Origin of the sequence: Nocardia sichangensis (assembly GCF_047200615.1) — a bacterium.
Taxonomy (GTDB): domain Bacteria; phylum Actinomycetota; class Actinomycetes; order Mycobacteriales; family Mycobacteriaceae; genus Nocardia; species Nocardia sichangensis.
In genome coordinates, this window is sequence record NZ_JBJZOK010000029.1 from 55,731 (window position 1) to 75,876 (window position 20,146).

Here is a 20,146-nt window from a genome sequence, read left to right on the forward strand (position 1 = left end):
GAGTGGGTGGAGGACCTCCCTACCCGAATTGATGCCAGGGTATCCGGGCGCGGGCGAGTTCGGACTGTTCGTCGGCGGTGAGTGGTGCACGCCCGCTTGCTTTGGCCAATGTGGTGGTGCGGTCCCAGCCAAGGCGCGTGGCGGCCGTGCCGGCACCGAGAAAGTCGGTGACGGCGGCTGCGGCCGCGGGTGTGGTCCAAGCGGGGGCGCTGAGGGCGTTGGCCAGGTCGAGGCCGTGCAGGGCCAGTTCCACGACGCGGGTGAGCAGGAATTCTCGCAGAGTCATGCCGTCGCCCCATCGAGTGACGAGGAGCCGCTCGGGGGGTTGTCCGGCGATGGCGCGCAGAGCGCGGCGGCGTTGATGGTCGAAGGCGGCGACGAGCGCCGCTGTATTCGGATGTGCGGCTGCGGCGTCCTGGGCCGCCGACACGCGTGCGGCGTTGGCGGTCGCGTCGAAGATGCGCGGGTGGTAGTAGCCGGCGGCATCGAGGTTCGCGCGGGCGGGCGGGGGAGCGGCCAAGCCGTCGGGGACGCGAGCGATCGCAGCTGTGACGTGCGCGATGAGTTCGGCGACTGTCCATGGTGGGCATGGGGTTGGCAATGTGAACTGGTGTGCCGTCAGTGTGGCGGTGGCCCGCACCCAGGCGGTGCACTCCTCGTCGAAGGCCCGGGCCACGAGGTCATCCGTAGGCGCGTCAGGCATCGACCGGCCCTCGGCGCTTCGTGCGACGCAGTGTCGCGAAGACCGCGAGGGCGGCGGTGATCGCGAGGGTTGGATGCACGATGCGGTCGCGCATGTCGACCGGGATGACGCCGAGGATGGCGTCGCCGCCCACGATGCCCAGGGCGGTTTCGATCGCGTAGAGGATTCCGACTGCGGTGACGACCGGGATGGGTCGGGTGCGCAGCCCGGCGAGCAGGGTGATACCGACTACCGCTTGCAGGGCCGCGCGCCATCCCGATCCAGGAAGGGAGAATGCCGGAGCGCCGAGCAGTGTGGTGAGCGACCGGATGAGAAGGAACAGTCCGACGACGGAGCAATACCACTGTGTGGCAGTCATCTCCGCTGATCTTCGAAAGGTATGGGCAACCACGAGACTCCTTATTGCCATGGTGGCAGTAACTGTATTGCTTATACTGCCACTGTGGCAATAGCGGAGGTGAAACGGCGTAGGCGCACCGTGGCGGAGGCTCGTGCGGAGATTCTGGGAGCGGCTGGCGCGCTGCTGCGTGAGCAGGCATCCGAAGCGGTGACCGTGAGCGCGATCATGGCCCGGACGACATTGTCGCGGAAGTCGTTCTATGTGTACTTCCCGGATCGGGTCGCATTGCTGCGCGAACTACTCGCTCCGTTGCGCGCCGAGACCGATGCCGCCATCGCCCGGTGGCGCACTGCAGCCGATCCCCGCCCGGCCGCGCGTGCCGCGCTGGAATCGGCTGCGCGGATGTATCAATGCGACGGCGCCCTGTTGCGCACCCTTGCCGTGGCCTCGCAGCGGGACGCGGAGGCCGCCCAGTTGTGGCAGGAGTTCCTGGCTCCACTGGAAGAGGTTGCGGCCGAGACGATCACGCGAGCCGACGAGCGGCTTCCCGCTGTGTCGGTTGCCCGGGCCCTGGTCGCGATGAACGTGCACTATCTGCTCGACGAGGTCGTCGGCGCCGCACCCGAGTCGGTGGACGCGGCCGTCGACACGGTCGCCGTCATCTGGGAGCGCACCCTGTATCCCCACGACTGAGACGGCGGTCGTTTCCGGCTCGACATGACCAACCCCAGAATGACCAGCAGGCTCAGGACCTATCGGTGCGGTGTCCGCGCAATCTGCGGCGCGCTGCCGGAATTCGGCTATCGCCCCTCCGGGGCGCTCAGGGCAGGTACCCGACCAGAGCCTCGCTGAGACGACGCGCCGCCTCACACGGTTTTCGAGGTGCATCGGGCTCGGCCGGACTGCTGGAGATCCCGCTGTTGTCGATCACCTAGGCCGCGAAGGCGGACTGGGCCTGCGCCGGAGCGGGGGACATCAGCGCCGCACCGGCGAGGAGGGCGGCAGGCGCGGGTCACCCCTTCGCTCAGCCGCGCACGTGCAGCCCGAAACCCGTGCGGCCCGAGGGCTCCAGCCCTTCCTTCAGTTGCAGCGAGGGGATCTCATAATCACCGAAGTTCTGCCGCCGGAACGCGATCGGCTCGGTCGAATCCAGGGTGAGCAGGCGTTGCTGCCAAGCCTTGGCGACATCCGGGTAGTCCTCGCCGGTCATCCGGTCGGTCCCGTACAGCACGAACGGCGGCAGCACTTCGATGCCCGGGTAGTAGAGGATGCCGTGGTGGATCGGGAACAGTAGATCCTCGATCGGGCCGTTGATGCCGCGGGCGGCGTAATGCGACTCCGGGCCGCCGGCGGTCACCGACAGCAGAGCTTTCCTGCCCGCGAGTGTGCCTTCGCCGAAGCGCTCACCGTACTTCGTGTCGTTGTGCTCGCCGACGCCGTATGCGAAGTGGTAGGTGAACACGCGGTCTACCCAGCCTTTGAGGATCGCGGGCATCGAGTACCACCACAGCGGGAATTGGAAAATGATCATGTCGGCCCACAGCAGTTTCTCCTGCTCGGCCGCGACGTCCGGGGTAAGCGTCCCGGCGTCGAAGGCCCGGCCGGAGTCCAGGGCGACCTTCAGCGGACTCGAGGCGTGGGGCCCGTAGTCTGCGGCGTCCACGACCGCCTTCCAGTTCATCGCGTACAGATCGCTCACTCGTACCTCGTGCCCGGCTGTCTCCAATGTGGACACAGCGAGGTCCTTCAGCGAGCTGTTGAGCGACTTCGGCTCGGGGTGGGCGTAGACGATCAGTGCCTTCATGGGAACTCCTTCGGATCAGGTGCCTTCGATCCTGAGCACCGCTGCGCCTGGTGTTCAGAGACGCTTCTTCCGCCGGACGGGACTTCCTGGTAACGGCAGGACCACCTTCGCGAGCACCACCGAGGCCATACTGGGGACGTGGACGATCTTGCGGGCTACCTGCGGACCCGGCGTTCCCGGGTCGACCCGGCGACCGCCGGCATTCCCATCGACAGGCGCCGCCGGGTCGAAGGGCTTCGCCGCGAGGAGGTCGCGCACCTGTCCGGGGTCAGCGTCGACTATTACGTGCGCCTGGAGCAGGGCCGCGCGACCCAGCCTTCCGAGCAGGTCCTCGACGCGCTCGCTCGCGTCCTGGGCCTCGATGAGACCGAACGCGGGCACCTCTACCGGCTCGCCCGGCAGCGCCGCCGCCGCGCGAAGGCGCCGAGCGGGCGGGTCCGACCGGAGCTGCTACGCGTCCTCGACCTGGTCGCCGACGCACCCGCGCTGATCATGGACCACCGCATGGACGTGCTCGCCGGAAATCGGCTCGCCGGCCTTCTCTACGGCCGACCGATGCCGGGCCTGAACACCGCCCGGCACATCTTCCTCGAGGAGGCCGAGCGCGGCCTCTACGCCGACTGGGAGAATTGCACCCTCGACGTGGTCGGGCACCTGCGCCTGGCCGCAGGCAAATACCCCGAGGACCCCCGCCTGGCCTCGCTTATCGGTGAGCTGGCGATGGGCAGTGAGCGCTTCCGCCGCCTCTGGGCCCGCGCAGACGTGCGCGCCCGCACGCATGGACGCAAGGCGTACCGACACCCGCTGGTCGGATTGCTGGAACTGCATCAGGAGAACTTCGCACTACCGGACGAAACGGGCATGGAGCTGCTGGTGCTGTCCGCGCTCCCCGGCAGCCCCGCCGAGGACGGGCTGCGTCTGCTCGCGGGGCTGGACGCCGACAGCGGTGACACGCATCCCACGATGAACGCTCAGGTTCGCGAGTAACTCAACGTCGGCCCCCGGAAACACCTTAGCTGGCTGCGAGTTGGACCAGTCCGATGTCGTTGCCGCCGATCCCCACGGTGACGAGCGTGGTGTCGGGAGTGAGCGCCTCGTACTGCGGCGCCACGGAAGCTCAGGGTGCTATCCGAGGAAGTTTCGGGAGGCGAGTGGGGAGCTGAGTCGGGCCCGGAGATGCACTTGATCATCGCCGGGCCCAACACTTCAGTCTGAAGCAGCCGTCACCCCCATAACCCGAGAATGCGCGGATTCGACGAGTCGGCCGCTATCCGCCTCCATGTCGGCCTGTCGGGCCGGATTCACTTCAAGTGCCGGGCGAAGAACCGGTTTGCCTCCTCTCCCGCGAACTGCGGGACGCCGGTGTGCCCGCCCATGTTGGCGTGCAGCGTCTTCTCCTTGGAGCCGAAGGCGTCGAACAGGTCCAGGGCCATCTGCCGGTCGTTTCTCTCGTCGTCCCACTGCAGCAGGACATGCAGTGGAATAGTGACCTGCCGGGCCTCCTCGAATATGGCGCGCGGCACGAAACTCCCGGCGAACAGAACGGCGGCCACGATGCGCGGCTCGACCGCCGCCAGCCGGGTGCCGATGGAGATCACCCCGCCCGAATACCCGACCGGCCCGCCGATCTCGGGCAGCGCGAGAAGGGCGTCCAGGACGGCCCGCCATTCTGGGACCGCCTGGTCGACCAGCGGGAGGACGAGCCGGTCGACGATGTCGTCGGTGACCGGCTCGCCAGCCCGTAGCACCCGGTGCAGGTCGGCGCGGACCTGCTCGGCGGCAGCCGAACGGGGCCGGTCACCGCTGCCGGGGAGCTCGATGGTGGCTGCGGCGAAGCCCTCCGCCACGGAGTGCCGGGCCCGGGCAATCAGTCGGGGGTACATCTTGTCCAGTCCGCCTGGGTGGCCGATCAGGATCAGCGGTGCCGGCGCGGATGCTGATCCGGGCGTCCACAGGACGCCGGGGACCTCGCCAAGGGTGAATTCGCGCTCGAGGATATCGTCGTCGAGGCGCTGTTCAGAAATGAATTGCACGGTGGTGCCTTTCGGGAGTGCTCTTGAACGGCGCTCCCGGACGATCTATCGCCCGACCGTGACCCCAGAGGGGAGCACCCATGTAGATACTGCGTTCACGGGTACCACCTCCTCGTTCACTTGCACGGCTTCCGGAAGGCTAGCAGTGGTCGCCGCGGTCGACCAACAGGTTTTGCGGAGGCTCCAGGGCCGGTGCCGCGGAGCCGCTCGCTTACGGTGTCCGGCCGTGTCTGGTGACGAGGGTGCTGCGGTCGAACGGAGCTCAGTCGGCGAGATAGCGCAGCATCACTGCGGTGTCGAAGTGCCTCGTCTCGACCAATCGGAGCTGGATGCGCTTGTCCAACGATGGGAACAGCGGTGTGCCGCCGCCGAGCACCACGGGCAAGACGAACAGTTGATACTCGTCGATCAGCCCGTGTGGTATCAGCGAAGCCGCGAGGCTGGCGCCACCGATCTCCATGACGCCATCGCCTCCCGCCTTGAGCCTGCGGACCTCCTCGACCGCGTTCTCGCTGATCAACGTGCTGTTCCAGTGGACCTCGGTGAGCGTCCGGGAAAAGACGACCTTCGGCTTCTCCGTCCAGAGCCTGCTGAACTCCCGCTCGATGCGCGGCGCGTCCGCGGGCACATGCGGCCAGTACTCGGCCATCAGCTCGTACAGGCGACGGCCGTGCAGCGAGACCTCGATTTCGCGGTAACGGTCGTTGTGAAACTGGTGTAGCTCCTCGTCAGGGTTGGTCCAGTCGATGCTGCCGTCGCGGTCGTTGATGTAGCCGTCCAGGGACACGCTGAACCCGTAGATCAGTTTCCTCATGACGAGGTAGACCTCCTACACGCTCGAAACTCATCGGCGCTCATCGGATAGAGGCAGGCGTCAGGCTCTGGGCCTGCCTCCAACGCCCGGTCGCACTTATGGATTCGTCATCGCGACAGCGAGTTGCGCAGATCCGTGATGGTGGCGCGGCGCTCGTAGGCGATCCAGGCGAAGATCGCGGCAAGCGCCAAAGGGAAGATTCCCATCAAGGGCTTGTCGGCGATGAAAGCCTGCGTCGCTGCGGCGAGCACGGTGAGAACGGACAGACCTGCGGCAGCCAGGGCACTGAGCCGTGGCACCATCAGGCCGATACCGCCCGCCACCTCCGCAACTCCGATGAAGACGAGCAACCCGAGGGGGATGGTCAGATTCTCGGGGGCGTTGTCCGTCAGGGCGCTCGGCATAACGAGTTTCGGCCCGCCGGAGGCGATGATGAAGAACAGGCCGAGCAGGATCTGCAGGGCCCACAGGACGCGGTTGCGGACTTTGCCGGGACGGTCGGTGACGTCGCTGGAGAAGTTGGTGGTGGGGTTGGCGGTGGTCATTCCTGGTCCTTCTGGTTGGTGCGCCGCGTTGGCAGCGCGTTCACCGGATAGGACGGAGCACCGTCGGAGAACTCATCGCTGTCCACGAAGATTCTCCGGACCGCTTTACGTGGAGGAGTTTTGCTTCGATAGTGCGAGATCGTGGGTCTCACTCCGTTGATACCGCATGCGAGTAGTCCGCTACGCGGCGGTTCGTTCTGGGCGTGGCGACCATAGTCATTCGTCGACGTTCGTTGTCTCGCGATCGCGTAGTCGGCTACTCGCGCCGACAGTTCGTGACCTGGGCATGATGGCCGGTGTGCGATAGCCGAGATCGACCGGTCGACGTACGCCTGCGAAATGAAGACCGACGCCGCGATCGAGTAGTGAAATGGTGCTCATCCATAATGCCACGCATGCGACGTGTGTCCAGCTCACGTTGATCGAAGAATTCGCCCTGCACAGCGGCGACCGCCGACTTTCCATTCCGCACGCGGCGGAGCGGGTGCTGACCTATCTGGCACTGCTGAACCGGCCGGTCTCTCGTGGCCGCCTCGCCGGCGCGCTGTGGCCGGAGTGCGCTGATCACTGTGCGGCGCAGCGTCTGCGAACCGCCTTGTGGCGCTTGCGCCGTATCCAGGACGCAGTCGTGGAGATCAACGGCGACCGTCTTCGCCTCCATCCGGACGTGGTCGTCGATCTGGCGTATCTGACCGAATTGGCGCAGAAACTGGTTCACCAGCCGTGCTCGGAGGATCTCGCGCGCGTCCCGCTGCTGCTGGATCGCGCAGCGCTGCTGGCGGACTGGGACGAGGAGTGGGTGGTCGTCGACCGGGAACGGTACCGATTGGCCTGGGTCGCGGCGCTGGAAGCGGCGGCCGAAGCCTTGCTGGAGCGTCGGCAGGTCGGCGCCGCCCTGATGGCCGCGTCGGCGGTGGCGGCGGCAGAGCCGCTCCGGGAAAGTTCCCGCAGGATTCTGATGCGAATCCATCTCGCGCAGGGCAACAAGATCGACGCCCTTCGGGAATACCGGCGATACCGAGACCTGCTGTGGGCCGAGTTCGACACCGAGCCGTCGCCGGAATTCGACGAACTCCTCCTCCGCGTCCAGAAGTGCGACGCCCCGGCGGTCGAGTCGCTCCGGAATCGCTGACACGAGTCGCACGGGCGCGGTGACGATGGACGAACGCTGTCGGGCACTGCCGCGCTGGACGAAACGCTGAGGTGACGGTGGTGTGACGCGCCTGAGGAACACTCCGCCAGTAGCGGACATGACCACATCAACCTCTGTTTCCAGGCGGTTGCACCATGAATTCTCGTGAACAAGTCCAAGCGGCGTGGTTGAAGCAGATCGGGGCCGCCGCGGAGCGTTACGTCGCGACCGAGACCAAGCGCGAAGACATCGAGCAACGTCGCAAAATGAAGGACAGCCCGGTTGTCGACTCTCCGGAGCAGATCAGCGCTCGGGCGCAGCGGCTGGCTACCAGCGGCGAGATGCCGGTCGAGGCCATGATCGAAGCCGGCCGGATCGAGCCCTCCGACCGGATCACGACGCTCGAGCGGATCATCGGCGCCAGCAACGAACTCCAACCGGCCAACTTCCTTTCCCGCGGTGCTCGCACGGCGGCGTCGGTCGCGCGGATATCGCTGAGCCGCAACGGCCGAGAAGTACCGCTGGGCACCGGGTTCCTGGTGTCGCCCCGGCTGCTCTTGACCAACAATCACGTACTTCCCGATCAGGACACCGCCCGGCAGGCCGTGATCGAGTTCGGCGCCGAGACGACGATCGACAACGACCCTCGCCTTCCTGTGCGGTTCCGTCTCGACCCCGACTTCTTCGTCACCGATGAGCACCTGGATTTCACTTTGGTGCCGGTTCGTCCCGGCGCCGACGGCAAGCCGCCCGGCGACGCCGTCGGCTGGTGGAACCGGCTGATCATGGACCAGGGAAAGATCGTCATCGGTGAGGCGATGAACGTCATCGGGCACCCGATGGGCAGGCTCAAGGAGATCGGCATCCGCCGCAACCAGCTCGACTTGCAGCTCGATGACTTCCTGCACTACTCGACCGACACCGAACCGGGGAACTCCGGCTCGCCGGTCTTCAACGACCAATGGGAGGTCGTCGCGTTGCACCACTCCGGCGTTCCGCGCACCGACGAGCAAGGGCGGCTTCTGCGCCGTGACGGCACGGTCTGGCACGAAGGCGACGGTGACGACGCGATTGCCTGGAGGGCCAACGAGGGAGTGCGCATCAGTGCGATCCTCATGCACCTGGCCGGACTGCAGCGCTCGGCGCGCGACCACGAGTTTCTCGCCGAACTCGGTCCCGACGCCGGGCCGGTCGGCGGACCATCGGCAATCCGCCCCCGCCTCGCACCTGCCGAGGACCGCACCGAACAGATAGGTCCGGCTTCGGCGCCGCGTGAAAGCACGGAACTCCGCCACGGCGTCACCGCCCGAGCAGGCGCCTTCGGCGGCACACGTCACCTGCTGTTCCTGCATGGCCGCAGCCAGCATGGTCGCGATCCCGAACTTCTGCGCCGCGAGTGGACCGCCGGCCTCAACAAGGGCCTCACCCTCGCCGGGCTCAGCACGTTCGATCCCGCGGATGCCTTCTTCCCGTTCTACGGCGACCGTTTGGCAGCCCTGCTGCAGCCCACGGAGGAAACGGCACTCGCGCCCGAGACCATGGCCGTCGATCATGCGCTGGCAATGGCGCCGACCACGCCGCAGGCTCGCCGGCTGTACGAACAGATCCTGCAGAACGCGGCCGCGGACGCGGGCATGCCCGCCGAGGACGGGCAACCGGCCGACCGGGTCGAAGCGGAAGGACTCGGTTCGATCGGCAGCGCGATCGTGAGCAGGCTGCAGCGGCAGCTCAGCTGGCTGGCCGCCCGTACCGACCTGGACGAGCTCATCATCGCCCAAGTCTTCCGGGACGTCGCTTCGTACCTCGCCGACGAGCAGATCCGGCAAGCGGTACTCGACTGTGTCCTCGAGACCGCTCCCGCATCGGGACGGCTCACCCTCGTCAGCCACAGCCTCGGCACCGTGGTCGCGATGGATCTGCTCACCCGGCTCCAGCCCCAGCTCGACGTCGCCGTGCTGCTCACTCTCGGCAGTCCCCTGGGGCTGGACGCGGTTTACAACAAACTCCTGGTCCCAGGACCGCACCGGCCGGAGCGTGTCGGCGACTGGCTGAATGCCTGGTCCGTGGTGGATCCGATCACCATCGGATGCCCGCTGCGCCATATCTGGAAGGGACAGCTGCGGGAGATTCCCGTCGACAATCCCAAGGAACGGGCCCACAGCATCGCTGAGTACCTTGCCCATCCAGCTGTCGCGCAAGCCATCCACAACGGTGTCGCGCCGACGACGGGACCATGACGGGAGTCCGTGGTTCGTGATGGTCCGGCACCCGCGTGACACGTCGGACGCGGCCGGTGAGAGCGGCGGTGCCAGGGCCATCCCGGTCACTTGCTCAACCTGGCCGTCAGGTGCGGAACGGTGGCGAGCGAGTTCGCAGTCGTCGGCAACGACCGAGTTTGTGCCTGAGGACTGCGCGGATACTTCGCGGAGTTGCTGGAACTTTATTCCAGCAGGATTTTTACCGGCTGCTCATAGTCGTGTTCGATGTCGTCGGACCGGTGGCGGATGGCTGTCGGTGCCGCCAGAGTCGTCCCCAACGGTATGAGCTTCCCGCACCGGTTAACGCAATGTGGATTGCCGACGGATATGTGTGGGCGCTGGGTGCGGCGACGGCCTAGCGAAGAGTTCAGCGTGGCCCAGCAGGTCCGTCCACCTGGTCGGGGTCACCGTTGCGACCACTATCGGGCTGACCTTCGGTGCCTGCTCTCTCGCTTGCACTCTTTCCCACTCGGCGCGGTTTGACCATGCGCCGAATACCGGCGGCCGGAGCATCGTCACCAGCTCGTTTCCGCCGCAACGCGTCGAGATCGATGACACTTGCATCAGGCTCGGCACTGCCCGGATCATCCTTCGGAGCGGGGTGCCGCGCCGCGCCGGGGTCGACCGGCCACCACCCTGTCTCCCGCTGCAGTTCCGATCGCAGTACGGGCTTGGTCGGTGCAGGATCATAGACGGAGCCACCGTCCGAGCGCCGAGTCTTTTGGAGACGTTCGCCGGCCTCTTCTGCCACGCGCCGCGGGCGACGTGGTAGTCGGGTGACTTTCGACGTGCCGTCTCCCACTCCGGGAGTCTCCACAGCCTTCATCCCTTCGTCCTGTTTTCTGCGCGACCGGTCCAGCTCGTCGAACCCCTTCCGGCTGGGCCCTGGCAAGGATTCCGGTGCGTCGCTCACGTCCGTATTCTCCCTCAATAGGTAAACCGCTGGGCACCGGAGCCAGGCCCGGGCCGCCGCGAGACTGGCGGGTATACCGGAATGTGTTGCGCACACTGGTGTGCACGACCGCGCTGCCACACGGCGTCATCGCATCCGGCAGACCATTCAGGCCGTCGCACACCCGCGACACCATGACCGTCGTCGGCCACGCAAGGACCTCCCCATCGATGTCTCGCCGCCCTCTTGCGCAACCGCGGCGGGAGCGCGACGGTGTGAGTGTGAGTCCCACCCCCGCCGGGCTCGTCGGACAATGCGACGGACCGACCGATCGTTGGGAGGAAAAATGGCGAACAGGTGGACCGAGCAAGACATACCAGCCCAGAAGGGACGACTAGCGGTCGTCACCGGCGCCAACAGCGGGCTGGGGTTCGAGACGGCCCGAGCGCTCGCGGCGCACGGTGCGTCGGTGGTGTTGGCGGTTCGGGATGTCGACAAGGGCAAACACGCCGCAGACCGTATCGCCGGTGCCGTTCCCGGCGCGGACACCACCATCCAACAGCTGGATCTGACCTCGCTGGCATCTGTACGGACTGCTGCCGAACAGCTGAAATCCGCTCACGCCACGATCGACCTCTTGATCAACAACGCCGGGGTGATGTACCCGCCGAGACAGACCACGAGCGACGGGTTCGAGCTGCAATTCGGGACGAATCATCTGGGACACTTCGCGCTCACCGGGCTGCTGCTGGACAGAATGCTGCCGGTGCCGGGCTCGCGGGTGGTCACGGTCAGCAGTGTCGGACATCGAATCCGGGCGCGAATCGACTTCGACGATCTGCAAGGCGAACGGTCCTACAATCGGGTGGCGGCCTATGGCCGGTCCAAGCTGGCGAATCTGATGTTCACCTACGAACTGCAACGTCGTCTGTCCGGCAACGGCAAAACGATCGCGGTCGCGGCACACCCCGGTGCCGCGAACACCGACCTCATGCGCAACATGCCCACTGCGCTGCGTGCGCTCGTGCCTGTCATCGCGCCCATCGTCACGCAAAGCCCAGCGATGGGGGCCTTGCCGGTCCTCCGCGCGGCCACCGATCCCGGCGTGCTGGGCGGTCAGTACTACGGGCCGGGCGGATTCCTGGAGACCCGCGGCTACCCGAAGATCGTCGAATCGAGCGCCCGATCCCATGACATGGCGATTCAGCAACGCTTGTGGACGGTCTCGGAGGAACTGACCGGAGTCACCTTCCCCGTCTGATCGTCACCGCACGGCCGGAAGGTCGTTCGACGAAGAACCTCCCCAGGCCTTGTCCACGCACCTCCAGCAGTACCTGCACTGCTGCACCGCGCCGGTGGGGGCGGCAGGGGCTGCCCCAACGACGCGGCGACGAGACAGATTGCAGCACAAGTTGTCCCGGTATCGCTTGCCGTATCACAGGTTAGGACGTTCATCCGACACTCGCACAGTGCCACAACTAGCTCCAGGAATGTGGCGTAGTGGAGAGACCGTGGCTATCGCAATGGGATCGGATGCGCGTGATCGCGGGTCGCCCCTCGTCATGGGACGTGCGTGATGCCTCGCCGAATTTCGCTGGTGGAGTGTTCGATCTTCGACAGGTCACGCGAGCGTGAGGAGCGCAGCTGCCACGGGACGCTGGTGACCGTTACCGCGGGTTGAAACTGGGCGGGCGGTCAAGGCTCCGTCGTTCACTTGATGCCTGATCAGACGGAGTGAGCCTGGAACTGCATCGTTTCCTGGGTTGACCTGCTGCTGCGCCGCAGGGGGATGTGGCTGAATCGAAGCTCAGGCCGGCGGGTTCGTAGGATGCCGCCGATGGGTCTCGGCTACCTGCTCGGCCGCGGCAAGATGGTCGCGCACCACGTCAGCCAGTGGATGGTCGCTGCCGAGGGCTCGCGTCGTCTGGTCGAACATTGTCTCGAAGAGTTGCACGGCCTCCTCGAATCGGCCTGCCGCGTGATAGGCGAGCGCGAGTCCGTTGATCGAACGCCCGGTGAGGGAGTCGTCGGGGCCGAACTCCTGCTGGTCGATGTTCGCCTCGTACAGGGGAATGGCTTCCTCGAATCGGCCTGCGGCTCGGAGGGTGTCGGCAAGCGCGTTGCGGGTGCTCCGGAGCCGTGGATGGCCGGGAAGAGCGCGGTGGTACTCGGCGAGATTCGTCTTGAACAAGTCGATCGCGGTGTCGAGGTGACCGGCTGAGCGGTACGCGGCCGCGAGGTTGTCGCGAGAGGCGAGGGTGGCGTGGTGGTCTGGTCCGAGGACGCGCAGTCGGTCGGTCAAGGTGGTTCGGTGGTTGGTGAGGGCGTCATCGATGCGGCCTGCCGCGTGGTAGGCGGCGGCGAGGTTGTACCGGTAGGTCAAGGTGTCGGGGTGGTCGAGACCGAGTTCTCGCGCGCTGGCGGAGACGTTGGCCTCCAGCAATGGAATGGCCCGTCCTGGTTGCCGCACTCCCAGGGCGTCGGCGAGGTTGTTGCGCGCCTTCAGGGTGTCGGGATGGTCGGGACCGAGAATCCGGAGGCGATCCCGCAGGGAGGCTTCCTGTATGGCGATCGACTCGTCCCAGCGTCCGGACGCGCTGTAGGCGATGGCGAGCCCGCCCTGAGTGAGCAGGGTGATCGGGTGGTCGGAACCGAGTATCCGGGGAAAATCGGCGATATTCGCTTCGAAAAGTGCGATGGCGTCCGCGAGCCGCCCGGCCGTCTGCAAGGCACAGGCGAGGTTGTGGCGGGTTATGAGTGTGTCCGGGTGTTCCGGCCCGAGGACCCGCAGCCGCTCGACGAGGTTTGCTTCGCCGAGACGGACGGCGTCGTCGGCTCTGCCGATGGCCTCGTAGATCTCGGCGAGATTGTTGCGGCAGGCCAGCGTGACGGGATGATCACCTCCGAAGATCCGCATGGCGTCGTCGAGGTTCTTCCGCAGCAGCGGGACGGCCTCGTCGGTGCGTCCTGCCGCCCCGTAAGCGCGGGCGAGTTTGTGCAGGCAGAGGAACGAATCGACGTGATCGGCACCGAGTACCCTCAGGTAGACGGGCAGAAGATCCTCGAAGATGGCGATCGCGTCCGCGAGGTGACCCGCCGACAGGTGGACCTGAGCGAGCCCGCCGCGAAAGTTGAGGGTCTGGTACGCGTCCGCACCGAATACCTGCTGGCTGTGCGCGATGTTCTCGGTGTGCAGGGCCCTGGACTTGTCCAGGAACCCGGCCTGGAGGTACGTGTCCGCCAGTTGAAAGCGCATGGCCAGCGTGACGGGATGGGCAAGTCCGAGAACCTGCCCGGCGTCGGTCAGGTACGCCTCGAGCCGGGCGGCTGCTTCATCGAGCCTGCCGCAGGCGGCGTGGGCCCGGGCCAGTAGATATCGGGCAGTGAACGTATCGGGATGCTCGCCGCCGAGGATCTGCTCGCTGGAGATGACGACATCCTGCGCGAGGGTCAGCGCTCTGGCGGTGTCGGCGGCCTCGGTCAGCTGCTCGACGGCCCATCTGCGAACGGCGATCATTGCCGCGGCATGTTTTCTGGTGCTGCTGTGCACCATTCCGGTGTCCCACAGCGCGTCGATCTGATCGACGAGATGCGCGCCGTCCTGCCGGCGCGCCCACGCCTGCGAGGGCGGAAACGTATTGCGCATGATGATGGCGAGCGCGGACCGGACGAGTTCGACCGTGGACCGCGCGGCAGGAGCCCGATTACGAAGTGCCGCGGTCGCTCGCCGGAACAAGCTGATGGACTGCGTATTCGAACCGCGTTCGCGCAGCACGCGGCTCACGAGCCGGTGCATGATCAGCGCCTCGCCGGAAGTCGACCAGGACAGCAGGGAACCAGCCACACATCGTTCCAGTGCCTCGTCGATTCGCCTGGGGCTGGTGGCGAGCAGGGATCGGTGCACGCCACCGGGCGAGAGCATGGCCATCGCACCCAGAAGCCAGGCGACGTCGGCCGCGAGCTGGTAATCGCCGGTGACGCCCTCGGTGGTTTCGATGCACAACGAGATCGCCTGGACGACCGACCGGGGATAGTCGTGACCGGCGGTGCGCCGCAATACGGTCGGCAATGGGCTGTCGTGCAGCAGCTGCCGGTACTGCGCGTAGCCGAGGCGGCGACCGACCATCGTCGCGGCGGCGGCGGACAGTGCCAGCGGCAGGTCACCCAGGTCCTCGGCGACCTGATCGGCACCGTCGTCGCCGAGTCCGGTCGAGTCGGCGAGGTAGCGCACCGATTCAGGGCGAGTGAAACAGGTGACGTCGACCGCATCGCCGAAGGCCGCGAAGGACCGGTCGACGCTGGTGATCACGATGCGCGTGCGGCCGCCGGTCGGCAACAGCTCCCGGAGGTGGTCGGCGTCGGTGGCGTTGTCGAACACCAATAGCGCCGCGACGGTGTCTCCGGAGAGGTGATCGCGTAACCGCCGGGCCGACACCGCGGAGTCGCCGTCGGGGTCGGCGACGCCCAGCCGCTGGGCGATATCGGCGAGTCCGGACAGTGTGCTGTCCGGCGTTTCGGCATTGACCCACCCCACCAGACCCTGTCCGGAATCGAACAGTGAACGTGCGTGAGCGGCCGCCAGGTGGGTCTTGCCCGCGCCGCGCAGTCCGGTGACGACGACGGCCGCCGCAGGGCGCTCCAGTGCTCGACGCAGACGTGCCAGCTCGTCGCGGACGACGAATCGTGGTGGCTCCCGGGGGATCCGGCCGACGACTACCACGCTGGTAGCCGGAGACGACACGCGAATGCCTGCTGTGAGATAGATGTCGCGGGCGTGAACGTCGGAGAGCCGAGTGACGATATGGGTGGTCAGCGCGGGGGCGTCGGTCGAGGCCGCCGCGCTCAGCCGGGGTGTGACGAGTCACCGGCCCCCGCATCGATGTCCTCGATGTGGATATCACCGCTGAATCGTCCGCCGTGCACCCGCACACCGGTGCCGGTTGCCGTGACGCGGCTGATCCGCAACGCGGCGGCCTCTACCATCTCCAGGTCGACGCCGACGGCTCCCACGTCCGCTCGCGCTGCCGCGGAAATGAGTTCTGTTGCTGTGGTGAGTAATTCGTGGTCATCGGCGGCGCCGTACGCCTCCAGCGCGCCCGCGAGGGCTTCCCGTTCGGCGGCGGCGTCCGGGTCCGCCTCCACCTGTGCTAGATCCACATCGCGATAGCGGCGGGTGAGTAGACCCTTCAACGCCGCATACGCGTCGGTCACGGATTGCTTGGCAGTATCGGTGAGACCGGCGGCGGCGCCGACCGCGACCGCGGTGGCGACTATGGTGGCCGGGTCCATTCGAATTCCCCCTCTGTGGCGACTCGGACGAGTAGCTCAAGTGTGCACGATCGCGGCAAAGCCAACCTTTTCCGTGACTGATTCTGCGTGCTGCCCGGGACCGACCGCTGAGCATGCCGTTCCCAGCGATCACTGGAGACGGCACTTGCGCTCAGTTCAGTGTGAACGTCGCGCTACCCGAGATCAACGCTGCGGTGACACCGGCACGAGCCAAAAAACGTTGCGGCTGTTTGCGATTGGGAGCCATGCCCGGTTTGTCGGGCTGCCCGGCAACTCATCCCGGCCGCCGATCGGATATGCGGACTCGGATACCACAGCCCGGAGAAAGTCACCTTCCGCGCGACGGTTCGGTGTCGCGAAATTGGCGTTCCGGCACCGGGTTTCGTTGTCGATTGATAGCATTCGAGCCGCTGTCGGGCCACTGGATCGGGGGCGTTGATGGAGGTGGAGGACGTCCACCACGCGTACGGCAGACGGTCGGTGCTGCGTGGCATCAACATAGTGTTGCCTCCGGGGATGCTGGTGGGCATCGTCGGTGAGAACGGGGCGGGTAAGTCGACGCTGCTGAAGGTTCTGTCCGGAGAGCTGCGACCGGACCGGGGGAAGGTCCGCCACCGTGGGCGGTTCGGTTACTGCCCTCAGCAGGTGATCCTGAACGACGCTTTCACAGTGCGTCAGCACCTGGACTTCTTCGCCGAGGCCTATGCGATCCCGGACCTGCGCCGCGCGGAGGAGACCATGGAGATCTTGCGTTTCGCGGAGTACGCCGGTGAGCGGGTCGGGACGCTCAGCGGCGGTACACGGCAAAAGCTCAACCTGACGCTGGCGGTGATGCATGATCCGCAGGTCTTGCTGCTGGATGAGCCGTATCAGGGTTTCGATTGGGAGACGTATCTGCGTTTCTGGGATCTGGTCGCGGAATTCCGTGACACCGACCGGTCGGTCTTGGTGGTCTCGCATCTGGCTCACGACACCGACAAGCTGGACCAGGTGTGGCGGTTGCGCGACGGCGTCTTACGAGGCGGACAGGAGAATGCCGGATGAGCGATCGTGTGCGGTTGTTCGTGATCGCCACGCGCTACGGTCTCATCGAGCACGCGCGTAACCGTTTCGCCATGCTGTTGGTGGCCTTCTTCCTTCCCATATTGATCACCGTGGTCCGCGTGGCCGTCACGGACCTCGAGGTGCCGTTCCGGCTTCGAGACACCGGTCTGGTTCTGCGCGCCAACGGTAACGAGCTCGCTCAGGTCAGCGGCGCCCTGATGGCGGTCTCGCTGATCACAGGGTTCATGATGTTCGCTGCCACTTTCAGCAGCGGCGCATTCGACCGGCGCCTCTCGATGGCGGGGTACCCTCGGGTCGCTTCCGGTTTGGCGAAGATCGCCTGCCTGGTGATGGCCTCGGTGGTGGTTTGCGTGTACGCCACGGCGGTCATCTGCTGCTACTGGTCGCCGCGGCAGCCTGTCCTGCTCGCCGCGGCGCTTTTCGGCGCGGCGATGACATACGGGGCGCTGGGTGTGGCTTTCGGCGCGCTGCTGCGCCGAGAGGTGGAGGGGATGTTCGCCATCGCGATGATCAGCTGCTTCGACATGGCCGTACAGAACCCCATCGCCAGTGCTGGGGCGGACAGCGATTTCGTGCGCTGGCTGCCCTCCTATGGGGCCATGCAGGCTTCGACCACAGCCGGTTTCTCCGACGCCACGCCATTGACGGGATTCGCCGTACAACTAGCCTGGTTCATCGCGAGCGCCCTCGTCGGTCTGATCGCTTTCCATCGGCGCACCCGTTCCTCTCTTCGACCTACGATGTGGATGCGCACCTGGAGCCCGAAGGGGTCCGGACAGTCGGTGAAGCACTGAGGAGGCATCCCGCGCGACCACACGGTGGAGGTGCGGGACATGACTCTGCTTTGCCCGGCTGTGGAGCTTACGACGGCGTAGGAGCCGGTTCGTCGGCCGAGAGGTAGACCTCACGGCGCAAGCGTTCGAGATCCGGCGCTGCGACAGCGGAGGTTTGCGTGTACCGATTGCTTTCACGTCCCCAGAGCCCCACGCTCGTAATGTTCACATACATCTCCGCGTAGTCCTTCCCCTGCCCCGCCAAGCCGGGAAGAACGCGCAGGAGCGCGGGGACGTAGTGGATTACCGCCTCGAGCTGGGCGCGCTGATCCGCCACTTGGCGCCGCACTTGGTCCACGGCTTCGTCGCGAGTGCAGCCGGTTTCGTGACGGACCGCCCGCACCAGGTTGTAGGGAACTCGGTCTGCCTCGTCCTGATCCAGTCCCACCAGGTCGTTCTCCACGAAGGTGACCCAAAAGGCGAGCTCCTCGAGACGGCGGATCACGGGGTGTTCCCGCAGCGTCGATGGCAGTTCCCGGTCGTGGTACACCTCCATGCAGGCGATGGCGGTTTCGATCCCACTGGTCGACATCCGCATCGGCAGGTAGTCGGCCGTGGAAGGGACGTAGCCACTGATGCGATGATGGGCTTCGCGTTCGGCGGCTTCGAACCACTCCTCGATGCCGTCGAGGAACCGCTTCTGCCAGCGGATGGTCCGGCCCTCGCGCAGGCGCGGCCATATGCTCGCCCAAGCCGTCGGAATCGCGCCGGGCCGCCACGGTTTCTCCGGGTCCTGGCGCAACGTCGCCACCATGCCACGTCGCAAGGCGGTCACGGCTTCCGGGTCCCTCAGCTGTGGATCCTCGAAAAGGTCGTCCCAGGCGAGGACCAGCACGGCCATGCCGTAGGCGGTCTGTTCCCGGGCCTCGTTCGCCGCTGGGGCCAATGTTTGCGCCGGGATCTGGATCGCCCCCGTCCACCGGTGGTAGTCCGCCTCGGTAGAGGAGACGGCAAGGCCGGTGTCCACCAGCCAGTTCCGCAACCATCGCCCGAGCTGCGGCGGAAGCCCATCGCCGCGGGTTCGAGGCGGCTGCGTCGAACGCCGGGGGACCGCGCGACCAGGAGTTCGCCGGTCGAGTATGGACCGGGCGTAGGCGGTGATCGCGTGGCGAGCGCCCGGATCGACGGGCAGGGTGGCGAGCTGACCGGCGGCCCGGTCCATGAACTCATCAGCCACCGTTTGTGCTTCGTCCACGGCGCCGCAGGCGATGACGATCTCGCGGGCGCGCGCGGCTTGCTCGAGTGTCATTCTGCTCTGCAACAGGCGAGCAAGGCTTCTGTTGCGGGCGGCCGCGCGGATCACGGGCAGTGTGTAAATGCCCGCGGACAGATCCGCGTTGACGGGCTTACCCAGTTCTTCGGCGGTGGAGGTCAAATCGAGGATGTCGTCATACAGCTGGTAGGCCAGTCCGAAGTACCGGCCGAACTGGGCCGACGCCTGTTGCTGATCGTCGGGCCTGCCGGCCTGCATCGCGCCCACCCGGCATGCCAGCGAGAGCACCGCCGCCGTCTTGCCGTCGATCGCGTCCAGGTAGGACTGCTCGCTGCGGGAGGCCACGTAGAGGTCGGCGGCCTCGATCACCATGCCCGCGCACATCCGCTCACCGGCGATTGCCCCCGCCAGGACTTCCCGCCCGCCGAGTTCGGCCAGCATGCGCACACTTGTGAGCATCACAGAGTCCCCACCCAACACGGCCATATGCGAACCCCACACCACATTGGCACTGGGACGGCCTCGACGCTCGTATGCGTGATCGATGACGTCGTCGTGGTAGAGCGAGCCCAGATGCAGCAACTCGACGGCAGCGGCGGCGCGCACCGCCCGGTCGTCGGCCGGGGCCGCGGGATCGGTGAGCAGGTAGTACGACAATAGGGTCAATGTGGGACGGACCAAGCGGCGCGAGGTATCCGGGCCTTCCGCTGTGAGCGCCGCCAGTTCAGGCCTACCCTCCAGCCGAACGGGTCCGAGAACGTCACGGACCCGGTCCAGGTCCGCATCCAGATGGGGGAAGACAGCCGAATCGATTTCACGTGGCACGCGGGCACTCTCCTGACTGGTTGCATCGGTCATCCAGAACACCGCCGATCAATGGCAATGAGACACCATGTCGCTGCGGAACATGTTGGTATCGGCCGAAATTGAGGCCCGATCCGCAGGTGCGGTGCAGCTCGACCGGACACCGGGAGGGTGCGCCGCGCATCGAGCGATGCCCGATTTACAGCGGGAGTTGTTCCAGGAGGTCATGCTGCGCGAGACCGCCGCCGGTACCTGGATCGACGTTCACGCGGCGCGCTGGCAGGCGACGTTCACCTTCTACGCTGTCTTTCGGCCCGCAGATCGTTCGCGATCGTCGACCACCAGCAGGGCCTCTCCGCTGAGCGTGCTCTGGTGATGGCGCGGCCGCGCTGGCACCTGCACGACTCCAGTTGCTCGAAGA

At 66.4% G+C, this 20,146-nt stretch carries 17 protein-coding genes and 1 pseudogene; 8 read left to right on the plus strand and 10 right to left on the minus strand.

Annotated elements, in window-relative coordinates:
- Nucleotides 1-19: 19 nt before the first annotated feature.
- Nucleotides 20-676 carry a maleylpyruvate isomerase N-terminal domain-containing protein gene (locus ACL03I_RS31050; protein ID WP_412807613.1) on the minus strand — a complete coding sequence of 219 codons (657 nt, stop codon included), beginning with the start codon at nt 674-676 and terminating at the stop codon, nt 20-22.
- A 19-nt stretch (nt 677-695) separates the two neighbouring features.
- A complete protein-coding gene (locus ACL03I_RS31055; RefSeq protein WP_364425379.1) occupies nt 696-1,061 on the minus strand; it encodes a hypothetical protein in 366 nt (121 codons plus the stop codon).
- 84 nt (nt 1,062-1,145) lie between these two features.
- Here ACL03I_RS31055 and ACL03I_RS31060 point away from each other — a divergent pair, with 84 nt between their 5' ends.
- Nucleotides 1,146-1,736, plus strand: a complete 591-nt coding sequence (locus tag ACL03I_RS31060; protein WP_355078141.1) for a TetR/AcrR family transcriptional regulator — start codon at nt 1,146-1,148, stop codon at nt 1,734-1,736.
- Between the two features lie 331 nt (nt 1,737-2,067).
- On the opposite strand, the gene ACL03I_RS31065 is transcribed toward ACL03I_RS31060, so the two are convergent.
- Nucleotides 2,068-2,847 carry an NAD(P)H-dependent oxidoreductase gene (locus tag ACL03I_RS31065; protein ID WP_364425382.1) on the minus strand — a complete coding sequence of 260 codons (780 nt, stop codon included), beginning with the start codon at nt 2,845-2,847 and terminating at the stop codon, nt 2,068-2,070.
- 138 nt (nt 2,848-2,985) lie between these two features.
- Between ACL03I_RS31065 and ACL03I_RS31070 the strand changes: the two genes are divergently transcribed.
- Nucleotides 2,986-3,834, plus strand: coding sequence for a helix-turn-helix transcriptional regulator (locus tag ACL03I_RS31070; RefSeq protein ID WP_355078139.1), 849 nt, complete (start codon nt 2,986-2,988; stop codon nt 3,832-3,834).
- Nucleotides 3,835-3,865: 31 nt separating this feature from the next.
- On the opposite strand, the pseudogene ACL03I_RS31075 reads toward ACL03I_RS31070, so the two are convergent.
- The 4 genes and pseudogenes from ACL03I_RS31075 to ACL03I_RS31090 all read right to left on the minus strand — a co-directional run.
- Nucleotides 3,866-3,964, minus strand: a pseudogene (locus ACL03I_RS31075) (SGNH/GDSL hydrolase family protein); the annotation flags it as partial.
- A 184-nt stretch (nt 3,965-4,148) separates the two neighbouring features.
- Nucleotides 4,149-4,880: a dienelactone hydrolase family protein gene (locus ACL03I_RS31080; RefSeq protein WP_412807614.1), complete on the minus strand. Its 732-nt coding sequence runs from the start codon at nt 4,878-4,880 to the stop codon at nt 4,149-4,151.
- A 262-nt stretch (nt 4,881-5,142) separates the two neighbouring features.
- The gene (locus tag ACL03I_RS31085) at nt 5,143-5,694 is read right to left on the minus strand and encodes a dihydrofolate reductase family protein (protein WP_355078137.1); all 552 of its coding nucleotides are present in this window, start codon (nt 5,692-5,694) and stop codon (nt 5,143-5,145) included.
- Nucleotides 5,695-5,801: 107 nt separating this feature from the next.
- Nucleotides 5,802-6,239: a DoxX family protein gene (locus ACL03I_RS31090; RefSeq protein WP_412807615.1), complete on the minus strand. Its 438-nt coding sequence runs from the start codon at nt 6,237-6,239 to the stop codon at nt 5,802-5,804.
- Between the two features lie 370 nt (nt 6,240-6,609).
- Here ACL03I_RS31090 and ACL03I_RS31095 point away from each other — a divergent pair, with 370 nt between their 5' ends.
- The 3 genes from ACL03I_RS31095 (at nt 6,610) to ACL03I_RS31105 (ending at nt 11,782) form a co-directional block, all read left to right on the plus strand.
- Nucleotides 6,610-7,371: an AfsR/SARP family transcriptional regulator gene (locus ACL03I_RS31095; RefSeq protein WP_412807616.1), complete on the plus strand. Its 762-nt coding sequence runs from the start codon at nt 6,610-6,612 to the stop codon at nt 7,369-7,371.
- A 155-nt stretch (nt 7,372-7,526) separates the two neighbouring features.
- Nucleotides 7,527-9,608, plus strand: coding sequence for a serine protease (locus ACL03I_RS31100; RefSeq protein WP_355078134.1), 2,082 nt, complete (start codon nt 7,527-7,529; stop codon nt 9,606-9,608).
- Between the two features lie 1,259 nt (nt 9,609-10,867).
- Nucleotides 10,868-11,782: an SDR family NAD(P)-dependent oxidoreductase gene (locus ACL03I_RS31105; protein ID WP_412807617.1), complete on the plus strand. Its 915-nt coding sequence runs from the start codon at nt 10,868-10,870 to the stop codon at nt 11,780-11,782.
- A 546-nt stretch (nt 11,783-12,328) separates the two neighbouring features.
- Here ACL03I_RS31105 and ACL03I_RS31110 read toward each other — a convergent pair.
- A complete protein-coding gene (locus ACL03I_RS31110) occupies nt 12,329-15,262 on the minus strand; it encodes a tetratricopeptide repeat protein (protein WP_412807618.1) in 2,934 nt (977 codons plus the stop codon).
- A 101-nt stretch (nt 15,263-15,363) separates the two neighbouring features.
- Nucleotides 15,364-15,810 carry a hypothetical protein gene (locus ACL03I_RS31115; protein ID WP_412807619.1) on the minus strand — a complete coding sequence of 149 codons (447 nt, stop codon included), beginning with the start codon at nt 15,808-15,810 and terminating at the stop codon, nt 15,364-15,366.
- Nucleotides 15,811-16,248: 438 nt separating this feature from the next.
- On the opposite strand from ACL03I_RS31115, the gene ACL03I_RS31120 reads away from it, so the two are divergent.
- Both ACL03I_RS31120 and ACL03I_RS31125 read left to right on the plus strand, forming a co-directional pair.
- Entirely contained in the window at nt 16,249-16,854 is a 606-nt protein-coding gene (locus ACL03I_RS31120) for an ABC transporter ATP-binding protein (protein WP_412807620.1), read from the plus strand.
- An 8-nt stretch (nt 16,855-16,862) separates the two neighbouring features.
- Nucleotides 16,863-17,669: an ABC transporter permease gene (locus ACL03I_RS31125; protein WP_412807621.1), complete on the plus strand. Its 807-nt coding sequence runs from the start codon at nt 16,863-16,865 to the stop codon at nt 17,667-17,669.
- 67 nt (nt 17,670-17,736) lie between these two features.
- On the opposite strand, the gene ACL03I_RS31130 is transcribed toward ACL03I_RS31125, so the two are convergent.
- Entirely contained in the window at nt 17,737-19,746 is a 2,010-nt protein-coding gene (locus ACL03I_RS31130) for a polyprenyl synthetase family protein (RefSeq protein ID WP_412807622.1), read from the minus strand.
- A gap of 67 nt (nt 19,747-19,813) precedes the next feature.
- Here ACL03I_RS31130 and ACL03I_RS31135 point away from each other — a divergent pair, with 67 nt between their 5' ends.
- On the plus strand, nt 19,814-20,101 hold the full coding sequence (locus tag ACL03I_RS31135) for a hypothetical protein (RefSeq protein WP_355078128.1): 288 nt from the start codon (nt 19,814-19,816) through the stop codon (nt 20,099-20,101).
- The last annotated feature ends 45 nt before the right edge of the window (nt 20,102-20,146 follow it).